We start from the raw sequence: 10,029 nt of genomic DNA on the forward strand, positions 1-10,029 counted from the left end.
TCCTTGCAGCGTCGCGCGGGGGCGGGAAACGTAGCGCCACCACCGGCGCACCGCACCGAAAGGGGAGGACGAAACGGAGTAGGGGACCGATCGGGCAGGTCCGTGATCAGGGAGGCACTACTCACAATTCCGTGATCCGGCGCCGAGGCCGGTACCAGACGGAAGGAGCACATGTGAGCGTCGACAGCGATGTCCAGGTGGCAGCCGATGTCCAGGAGGCCGAGGCGCCCCAGCAGACCGGAGGCAACCCGCTGCTCCTCGGCCTGCTGACCTTCCTTCCCGGAGCCCTGACCCTGGGCCTGTGGTACGTCGGCTACCTCGACACCGCGAACCTGCCGGGCGGCATGATCCCCGCGGTGACGATCTCGGCCGGGCTCTTCGAGCTGATCGCGTGCGTCTGGGCGGCCCGGATCGGCGCGAGCGTCGTGGCCGCCGCCTTCGGTGTGTTCGCGGCGTTCTGGATCAGTTTCGGGTTCCTGCTGCTCGGGCTGGTCAACGGGTGGTTCGGGATCTCGTCCGACCCGGCCGTGGCCGCGAGCCAGGTCGCCCAGGTGCAGGCGACCTACCTCCTGTCGTTCCTCATCGCCGTCGCGGTCCTCACCGTCGCCACGATGCGCCTCCCGCTGGCCTTCACCGTGGGCTTCACCCTCATCGTGATCACCTTCGCGCTCACGCTGATCGGTGTGACCACCGGGAACGCGGACCTGTTCCCCATCGCGGGAATCGTGACGTTCCTGTTCTGCGCGGTGTTCGCCTACATCCTGGTCGATGGCATCAACCAGGACCTCGGCGGTCGCCCGATGCCGATGGGCAACCCGATCGTGAAGTAACCCCGGACGATCTACGGCACGCCCCGTCGTAGCCTGCGGCGGGGCGCTCGCCCGGCTCACCGGAAATCCCGCGACCGGACGGCGACGGTGAGCGGCAGCCTCTGCAGCCGGTCGGCCACCAGGTTGAGCACCCCCTCGGGACTGCGTTCCAGCCGGCCTCGGACCAGCAGGGCCGCGCTGCCGAGGGCCACGGTGCGGTGACGAGCCCACAGCCCCTCCGAGCAGGTGACGTTGAGCATGCCGCTCTCGTCCTCCAGGTTGAGGAATGTGACCCCGCGTGCGGTGGCCGGACGTTGCCGGTGCGTGACGAGCCCGCCGACCAGCACCCGGGGCGGGACGTCCGGATCGGTGGGCGGCGGACGGTGGTGGCGGGCCACGGCGTCGAGCCCGTCGATGCGCACCGCCCCGAGACGGTCCAGCTTCTCCCGCAGATGCTGCATCGGGTGCGAGTCCGGCGACACCCCGGTGGCCCAGACGTCGGCGACCGTGAGCTCGGCCGGTGTCATCCCCGGCAGCGCCGGGGCGTCCAGGCCCACTGCCGTGCCCGGCAGGTGCTCCGGGCGCACCTCCGCCACGACACCCGCAGCCCACAGCGCCTCGCGGCGGGTCAAAGCGTTGCGGCGGTCGCCGGGACGGCGCGCGTCCCGTCGCCGTCTGCGCCCGCGGAAGCAGCCGAAGGTTCCCGCGGTGGCCAGCGCCTCGGCCTGCGGCGACGTCAGCCGTACCCGGCGGGCCAGATCGGCCAGATCGGCGAACGGGCCTGTGGCGGCGCGCTCGTCGACGATCCGCCCGGCGAGCTCGTCGCCGATGCCGCGCACCTCGGCCAGCCCCAGCCGGACCGCCTGACCGCCCGTGCTGCGCGCGTCCGGCTGGAGCACCGCGCCCGCGAACCCGTGGTTGACGTCCGGGCCACGGACCAGCACCCCGTGCCGTCGCGCGTCCGCGACCAGCGACTGCGGTGAGTAGAAGCCCATCGGCTGGGAGTTGAGCAGTGCCGCGCAGAACGCCGACGGGTGGTAGTGCTTGAACCAGGCGGAGTAGTAGACCAGCGATGCGAAGCTGATCGCGTGGCTCTCGGGGAAGCCGAAGTTCGCGAACGCCAGCATCTTCGTGAAGATCGTCGAGGCGAGCGGGTCGTGGATCCCGTTGGCCGCCATACCGGAGTAGAGCCGCCCGCGCAGCCGCTCCATCCTCTCGGCGGAGCGTTTGGCGCCCATCGCGCGGCGCAGCTCGTCGGCGTCCGCGGCGGAGAAGCCGGCGACGTCGACGGCGAGCTGCATGAGCTGCTCCTGGAACAGCGGCACGCCCAGCGTCTTGTCCAGGGCGTTCTTCATGAGCTTGTGGTCGTGCTTCCAGTCCTCCAGCTGGTTGCGCCGCCGGATGTAGGGATGCACCGAGCCACCCTGGATCGGACCGGGCCGGATCAGCGCCACCTCCACGACCAGGTCGTAGAACTTCCGCGGCTTCAGCCGCGGCAGCGTTGCCATCTGCGCGCGCGACTCCACCTGGAAGACCCCGACCGAGTCCGCCCGGGCCAGCATCTCGAAGACGGCGGGGTCGTCCGGGCTCAGCTCGTGCAGCTCGACCCGCTTCCCGTGGTGCTCGGCGACCAGGTCGATCATCGTGTGCAGCGCGGTGAGCATCCCCAGCCCGAGCAGGTCGAACTTCACGAGCCCGGCGGCCGCGCAGTCGTCCTTGTCCCACTGCACGACCGAGCGTCCCGGCATCCGCGCCCACTCCACCGGCACGACCTCCGACACCGGCCGGTCGCAGATCACCATCCCGCCGGAGTGGATGCCGAGATGGCGGGGGAAGCCCAGCAGCTCCTCGGCGAGCCCGGCCACCCGCTCGGGGACGTCCGGGCCGCTCGCCGCTCGGTCCGATGCCGTCGCATCGCGCCGCTCACCGACGCTCGCTGCGGTGATCGGGCCGTGCCAGCGCTCGATCTGCTTGCTCCACGCGTCCTGCTGGCCGGAGGAGAAGCCGAACGCCTTCGCCACGTCGCGCACCGCCGACCGCGGCCGATAGGTGATCACGTTGGCGACCTGGGCGGCGCACTCGCGCCCGTAGCGGTCGTAGACGTACTGGATGACCTCCTCGCGGCGGCCGGACTCGATGTCGAGGTCGATGTCGGGGTAGCCGTCGCGCTCCGGGGACAGGAACCGCTCGAACAGCAGCCCGTGCCCCACCGCATCGACGTTCGTGATGCCCAGCGCGTAGCAGACCGCCGAGTTGGCCGCCGAGCCCCGGCCCTGGCAGAGGATGTCCGCTCGGCGGCAGAACTGCACGATGTCGTGGACGATCAGGAAGTAGCCCGGGAAGTTCTTGGCATCGATGATGTCCAGCTCGCGGCGGATCGTCGCGAGGGCCTCCGGGTACTCGGCGAAGCTGCCGTAGCGCACGGCAGCGCCCCGCCACGTCAGCTCCCGCAGCCAGGTCGCCGGGGTGTGCCGGCCCGGGACCTCGAACGGCGGCAGGTCGGGCGCCACCAGCGCGATGTCGAACGCGCACTCCGCCCCGATCCGGGCGGCGGCCGCCACCGCGCCCGGGTAGCGGGCGTCGAACCGGGCCGACAGCTCCGCCCCCGACCGCAGGTGGGCGGTGCCCGCGGGCGGCAGCCAGCCGTCCGCGTCGTCCAGGCTGCGGCGGGCGCGCACCGCGGCCAGCGCGCTCGCCAGGTGATGGCGCCGTGAGGTGGCGTAGTGCGCCGCCGTGGAGGCGACGACCGGCAGGCCGTGGGCGCCGGCCAGCGCGGCGAGGGCGTCGTTGTGCTCGGTGTCGGTGGGCAGCGCTCGATGGTGCAGCTCGACGGCGACGTGCTCGGCGCCGAACAGCTCCACCAGCCGCCGCAGCGCCCGGTCCGGACGGCCGCCACCGCCACCGCCACCGTGCAGCGCGCGGCGCACCGCCCCCTTGCGACACCCCGTGAGCGCGACGACATGACCCGCGGTGTCGGCCACCACCTCCTCCAGGTCGTAGACGGGACGCCCTTTCTCCCGCCCCCGCAGCTGTGCGCTGCTGATCGTGCGGCACAGCCCCCGGTAGCCAGCCGGATCGCGGGCGAGCAGGAGCAGGTGCTCACCGCGGGGATCGGCCACGCCGTTCTGTGGGGCGTCCAGCCCCAGCGACAGCTCCGCACCGAAGATCGTCCGCACGTCCAGCTCGCGGGCGGCCTCCGCGAACCGGACCACTCCGTACATCCCGTCGTGGTCGGTGAGCGCGAGCGCGTCCAGCCCCAGCCGGGCGGCCTGCTCGACCAGCTCCTCGGGATGGCTCGCGCCGTCGAGGAAGCTGAAGTTGGAGTGGCAGTGCAGCTCGGCGAACGGGACGTGCCGCTGTGGCGGGTGCAGCGGCGGCGGCTCGTACGGCTCCCGTTTGCGCGACCAGGCCGGCGAGTCGCCACCGTCCGCGTCCGGCCCGCCCGACAGGCTCGCCCCGTTGCGGCCGGACAGCCGCCCCGACAGTGCAGCCTCCAGCGTCGACCACGGGACGTCCGGGTTGTTCCAGCCCATGGACGATATTCGAACATCCGTTCGCACCGAAGGCAAGCGAACGTTCCCGACCGTGAACGATCAGACGTCGCCCGACAGGGCGAGGGCGCGGGGCAGGAGCGAGCGGGCCGACGGCCCGGCCTTCCACCCCTTCCGGTCTCGTTCTGCCAGGTCCAGTCCCTGTAGCACCGGGCTGAGCCCGTTGATCGGGTACGTGAGCTCCTCCTCGCCGAGGGCGCCGCCGTCGCAGGTCCAGCCGCCGAGGAAGGGGAGCACCCGCCGGGCCAGCTCGCCGGTCCGCGCCGGGCCACCGGAGACCAGGACGGCGACGACCAGCTCGGTGAGCACCCCGGTGAACGGCTCGCGGGCGAACCAGGAGCGCAGCCGACGCAGCACCTCGCCGTCGTCGCCCGCCGCCCGGATGGGCCGCACGACACCGCGGCTCAGCCGGAGCAGGCCGACCCGGCGCAGCACGTCGTGCAGTGCGGCCAGCGGCGGCAGGTCCTCCTCGATCGACGCCGGGCGGTCGAGGACGCTCCACCGCGGCCGCCGCTCCTGGACCGCACGCACGAACGCGCGCGGCAGCCGACCCCCCGGGGTCAACCGCACCCCGCCTGCGGCGAGGTCGAGCACGAGCCGCACGCTCGCGGGCACCTCGCCGACCGTCAGCCGGACCAGCTCGTCCGTCGTGGCCTGGTCGAACGGCACCCGCTCGCCGACCCACTCCCGCATCCGCGCGTGCTCGGGATCCGCCGGATCGGCGAGGATCGCGAGCAGCTCGGCGTGCCCCGGCGGGCCGCCGCAGTCCTCGGGCGGGCAGTCGCCCTCCCCGTAGCGGCAGCCGGGCTCGGCGGCACCCGGCCCGAGCACCTCGACGTCGTGCTCCCAGCCGTCGCCCAGGTCGTAGAGGTAGGTGAACGCAGCCGGCAGGTTCCTCAGCTCCACGGCGGTCTCGTCGCGCTGCCACGTGGCGTCGGGGTCCGGTGGGCCGTACACGTCGCCGCCGACGACGAACTGGTGCAGGTGGCTGTCGGTCCACCCGACCGCGACCTGGAGCAGCTCGTGCAGTTCCGGCAGCCTCGTCGAGGCGGGGACGTCCACGACCCGAAGGACCGTGGGGCGGACGTCGCGCAGGGTGATCCGGAGCCGGGAGGTCCGCACGGCGGCGACGCTACGGCGTGGCGTCCTCCTGGCCCGGACGGGGTCCGGCGACCGGCGGTCGGGGAGCGGTGGTGCGGTGTTTGCGTACGCGATCCCGGGTCGAGTGACGGAACCCGACGGCCGATCGTCGGTGCGCCGTGTTAGGACGTACGTGGGACATCCGGGCACACCGGCCGCGCGAGGCGAGGATCTGCACATGGGCAAGCACGTCACCCTGGGGATGGTCGGGTGCGGCAACATCGGCGCCGAGCTGGTGGAGGTCTTCGACGAGCGGCGCGCCGCGATCGAGGCGAGCACGGGCATCGACCTGCGGCTCACCCGCATCGCGGTGGCCGATCCGGCGAAGCCCCGCTCGGCGGCGGTGTCGTCGCGCCCGCTCACCGGGGACTACCGGGAGGTGATCGGCGACCCGGAGATCGACATCGTGGTCGAGCTGGTCGGCGACGTCCCCGAGGCCCGCGACATCGTGCTCGGCGCGCTCGCCGCCGGGAAGTCCGTCGTCACGGCGAACAAGGCGCTGGTCAGCGCGAGCGGACCGGAGCTGTTCGCCCAGGCGCGCGCGTCCGACGTCGACCTGCTGTTCGAGGCGGCGGCGGTGGCGGCCGTCCCGGTGGTGCGATCGGTGCGCGAGTCGCTCGCGAGCGAGCCCGTCACGCGGATCGTGGGCATCCTCAACGGCACGTCCAACTACATCCTCTCCCGGATGGCGGGCGAGGGGCTCGAGTACGCCGACGTCCTGGCGCAGGCGCAGGCGCTGGGCTATGCCGAGCCGGACCCGACGGCCGATGTCGAGGGTCACGACTCCGCCGCGAAGCTCGCCCTGCTCGCGTCGCTGGCGTTCCGCCACCACGTCGACGTCGCCGACGTCCACGCCGAGGGCATCTCCGGGGTGGCGCGGGTCGACCTGAAGATCGCGCACGATTTCGGCTACGCGGTGAAGTCGCTGGGTGTGGCCGAGTCCGAGCCGGGCGACGGGGCGCCGGTCGTGCGCGCGCAGGTGTTCCCGGCGCTGGTGCCGCTCGCGCACCCGCTCGCGTCGGTGCACGACACCTTCAACGCCGTCTTCGTCACCGGCGCGGACGCCGGCGAGCTGATGCTCTACGGGCGGGGCGCGGGGCAGCGCCCCACCGCCTCCGCACTGCTCGGCGACATCCTCGACGCCGCCACGAACCGGGTGCGCGGCATCAGCAGGCCACCCCTGGTGGGGGAGCCCGCCCGGGCGGGCTCGGTGGCGGACGACATCCATCCCTACTACCTGCGGCTGGAGCTCAAGGACTCGCCCGGCGTGCTGTCGGAGGTGTCCGGCGTGTTCGGGACGCACGGGATCTCGCTGCGGGTGGTCGAGCAGCACGACTCGTCGGAGGGTGCTGCGCGGGTCGTGTTCCTCACCTACCCGACTACGCACGGCGCCCTGCGGGCCGCGGTCGCCGAGCTCGACGGGCACAGCGTCGTCGTCCGCACCGGGCAGGTCCTGCGCATCTTCGGAACCTGACGGGAGCCCTGGGCGGGGCGGAAGGGTCGAGTATGCGACGGCTGCTGGCCGGCATCGTGGCGATCGGTGTGCTGGCGGGGTGCGGCGCGCCATCCGTGCCGCCCGTCCCGCCGACGCCCGTGGTGCCCGACCCGGGGCTGCCGCAGCGGCTCGTCGAGGCCGTCCGTGGCGAGGGCGCCGTCAGGCACCTGGAGGAGCTGCAGCGCATCGCCGACACGCACGCCGGCAACCGTGCACTCGGCACGCCCGGCTACGACGCGAGCGTCGAGTACGCCGCGAGGGTGCTGCGCGAGGCGGGCTACACCGTCGAGACGCCGCAGTTCACGGTCCGCCGCTTCGTCCCCGGCGACACCCGCCTGGTGGTCGGCGGCAGGGCCGTGGCCGTGGAGCTGCTCGCCTATTCCCCGGCCGGTGAGGTCCGCGGACCGCTCGCGGTGATCGCCCAGGACGAGACGTCCGGGTGCGAGGCCGCGGACTACGCCGGCGTCGCCACCGGGTCGGTGGTGCTGGTCCGGCGGGGAGCGTGCCCGTTCGCGCAGAAGTCGATCACCGCGGCCGCCGCCGGGATGGCCGCGGTGATCGTCGCCAACGACGCCGACGGCCCGCTCACCGGCGCCACCCTGGGCGAGGAGGCCGACGGCGCCCTGCCCACCGTCGGCGTCACCCGGGCGGACGCGGACGCCCTCCTCGCGGGCGCGGCGGCGGAGCTGACCGTTCAGGCGGGCGTCGAGGAGACGACCAGCCGCAACGTCGTCGCGCAGACCACCACCGGCGACCCGGGCGAGGTCGTCATGGCGGGCGCCCACCTCGACTCCGTCCCGGCCGGGCCCGGCATCAACGACAACGGCTCCGGTGTCGCGCTGCTGCTCGAGACCGCCGTCCGGCTCGGCGGGGCGCCTGCGGTGGCGAACGCCGTCCGCTTCGGGTTCTGGGGCGCCGAGGAGGTGGGGCTCGTCGGCTCCACCCGCTACGTCGAGGGGCTCACGGACGCCGAGCGGGCCCGCGTCGCCGCCTACCTCAACGTCGACATGGCCGCCTCGCCCAACGCCGGCTACCTCGTCTACGACGGCGACGACTCCGACCAGGTCGGCGAGGGCGCAGGCCCGCCAGGCTCGGCCGCGATCGAGAAGCTCCTGGTCGACGGCCTTTCGGCCGCCGGCGTGGCTGCCGACGGCGCCGACTTCACCGGACGTTCCGACTACGGCCCCTTCATCGAGCGGGGCATCCCCTCCGGTGGGGTGTTCACCGGCGCGGAGCGGGAGAAGACGCCGGCCCAGGCGCAGAAGTGGGGCGGTACCGCGGGCGAGGCCTACGACGGCTGCTACCACCAGGCGTGCGACACCCTCGTGGGGGTGGACCGCGTGGCCCTGGACCGCAACGCCGACGCCGTCGCGTTCGCGCTGGCGACGTTGGCACTGTCCACCGAGGTGCTGGGGCGCCCGTAGCGGGCCGGGATGTGGGTGCCCCGGTTGCGTGGCTCGCCGGGTGCCCGCGCGGTTCGCAGGGGGTTGCGGCGTGCTTCGCAGGGGTGGCGTGTGCTTCGCAGGGCGTGCTTCGCGGGGGTGGCGCGCGCTTCGCAGATGCTGCGGTGCGCCTCGCAGGGGTGGCGCGCGCTTCGCAGGGGTGGCGCGTGGTTCGCAGGGGGTTGCGGTGCGCCTCGCAGGGGTCGCGCGCGCTTCGCAGATGCTGCGGCCCCTGCGACGGATGTGCGGCCCCTGCGAGGACGGCTGCAGGTTCTCCGCCGAGGGCGCTACTGGGCTCAGTCGTGGACGCCCACCACCCACCAGCGTCCCTCGCGGACGAGCAGGAGCAGCGCCACCCCGTCCTCGCACGCGACCTGCACCCAGCTGCCGTCCGTTTCTTCCGGCACCCACCAGTGCTGCTCCACCGGCCACGGCCCCGCCCAGCCCGTGACGGTGCGCGGCCCGCCGTCCACAGTGAGCTGGCAGGGCGGCGCCGTCAGCAGGTCGGGCGCGGCGAGGAGGACCGCCGCGCCGTCCGCGTCGAGCAGGACGGCCGGCACCGGCTCCGGGGGCACCACCGCAGGGGACGGGGCCGGCAGCCGTCCCGGCCATGGCGCCGGCGGCTCCCGGACGGCGGGGTGGCTGCGGGTGCCGGGGGCACGGCGCACGATCGGCGGCCTGCGCACCCCGAGCCGGGCCGCGCGTCCGCCCGGCGGAGGCGCGACGGGTGCGCTGCGGCCGTGAGCGCGGAGGACGTCGTCGGGCCAGCCGGCGGGGGCGAGGTCGCGGGGCACGATACCCGGTGTCGGTGGCCGGGGGGAGGCGGGGCCGGTCGCGGGCCGAGGGTCGTCGTTGGAGGCGGTGGCGGGGGGTGTGTTGCCGGGCGTGGGTTCGGGAGCGTGGGTGGTGGCCCCGGTGCCGTCGGGTGCGATGCCGGGGAGGGGCTCGGTGGTGCCGGCGGGTGCGATGCCGGGGAGGGGCTCGGTGGTGCCGGCGGCCGCGCCCGTCACGGCGCCCTCCACGTCGGCCTCCGCATCGGGCGGGCGCTCGTCCCCCCACGCGACGTACCGCACCCGCTCCGCCGGCCCGCGGCCTCCGACCAGGGCGGCCGTCACCACCGCCCCCGGCCCCAGCAGCGCCTGCGCTCGCACCAGCGCCCGCCCCGCGCGCTCGTCGCTCTCGCCGACGTCGCCCCACAGCCCCAGCTGCAACGCCCCTGCCGCGACCGTCTCCTCCGGCACCAGCCGCAGCCGCCGCAGCCCGCCCGACTCGGCGGGCTCGGCCGGGAGCGGGCGGCGGGTGAGCCAGGCGTCGAGCTGCCACCGGACCCGGTCGACCGTGCCGGACGGCGTGAGCGGCTCGGCACAGCGCCACACCCGGTGCAGCTCCTCGCCGCCGACGGTGCGTGCCGCCACCCCCAGCCGTGTGCACGACAGCCCGTGTCCGGCCAGCACCCGGTGCAGCCGCTCCGCCAGGCCGCGGGCGGCGAACGCCGCGGCGTCCACGCGGTCCACCGGTGGGTCGAGCTCCGACTCCACCGTGAGCTCCTCGGGCGGGCACCGCCGCAGCGGCGGGCGCGGATCGAGCCCGCG

5 protein-coding genes and 1 pseudogene are annotated in these 10,029 nt (G+C 74.3%); 3 read left to right on the forward strand and 3 right to left on the reverse strand.

The genetic code is table 11. The features are described from left to right. Positions 1–173: 173 nt before the first annotated feature. Positions 174–830 (forward strand): GPR1/FUN34/YaaH family transporter, encoded by a 657-nt coding sequence (locus AB7J25_RS17000; protein ID WP_428510118.1) that lies wholly within the window; start codon positions 174–176, stop codon positions 828–830. A 56-nt stretch (positions 831–886) separates the two neighbouring features. On the opposite strand, the gene AB7J25_RS17005 is transcribed toward AB7J25_RS17000, so the two are convergent. Both AB7J25_RS17005 and AB7J25_RS17010 read right to left on the reverse strand, forming a co-directional pair. Then, a complete protein-coding gene (locus tag AB7J25_RS17005; RefSeq protein WP_428510120.1) occupies positions 887–4,342 on the reverse strand; it encodes an error-prone DNA polymerase in 3,456 nt (1,151 codons plus the stop codon). A gap of 60 nt (positions 4,343–4,402) precedes the next feature. After that, entirely contained in the window at positions 4,403–5,482 is a 1,080-nt protein-coding gene (locus tag AB7J25_RS17010) for a plasmid pRiA4b ORF-3 family protein (RefSeq protein ID WP_428510122.1), read from the reverse strand. A 196-nt stretch (positions 5,483–5,678) separates the two neighbouring features. Here AB7J25_RS17010 and AB7J25_RS17015 point away from each other — a divergent pair, with 196 nt between their 5' ends. Together AB7J25_RS17015 and AB7J25_RS17020 are read left to right on the forward strand one after the other, a co-directional pair. Then, positions 5,679–6,974, forward strand: coding sequence for a homoserine dehydrogenase (locus AB7J25_RS17015; RefSeq protein ID WP_428510124.1), 1,296 nt, complete (start codon positions 5,679–5,681; stop codon positions 6,972–6,974). A 32-nt stretch (positions 6,975–7,006) separates the two neighbouring features. Next, positions 7,007–8,419: a M28 family peptidase gene (locus AB7J25_RS17020; RefSeq protein ID WP_428510126.1), complete on the forward strand. Its 1,413-nt coding sequence runs from the start codon at positions 7,007–7,009 to the stop codon at positions 8,417–8,419. Between the two features lie 314 nt (positions 8,420–8,733). Here AB7J25_RS17020 and AB7J25_RS17025 read toward each other — a convergent pair. Then, positions 8,734–10,029: pseudogene (locus tag AB7J25_RS17025) on the reverse strand (hypothetical protein); the annotation flags it as partial.

It is taken from the genome of Pseudonocardia sp. (assembly GCF_050246655.1).
Taxonomy (GTDB): Bacteria; Actinomycetota; Actinomycetes; order Mycobacteriales; family Pseudonocardiaceae; genus Pseudonocardia.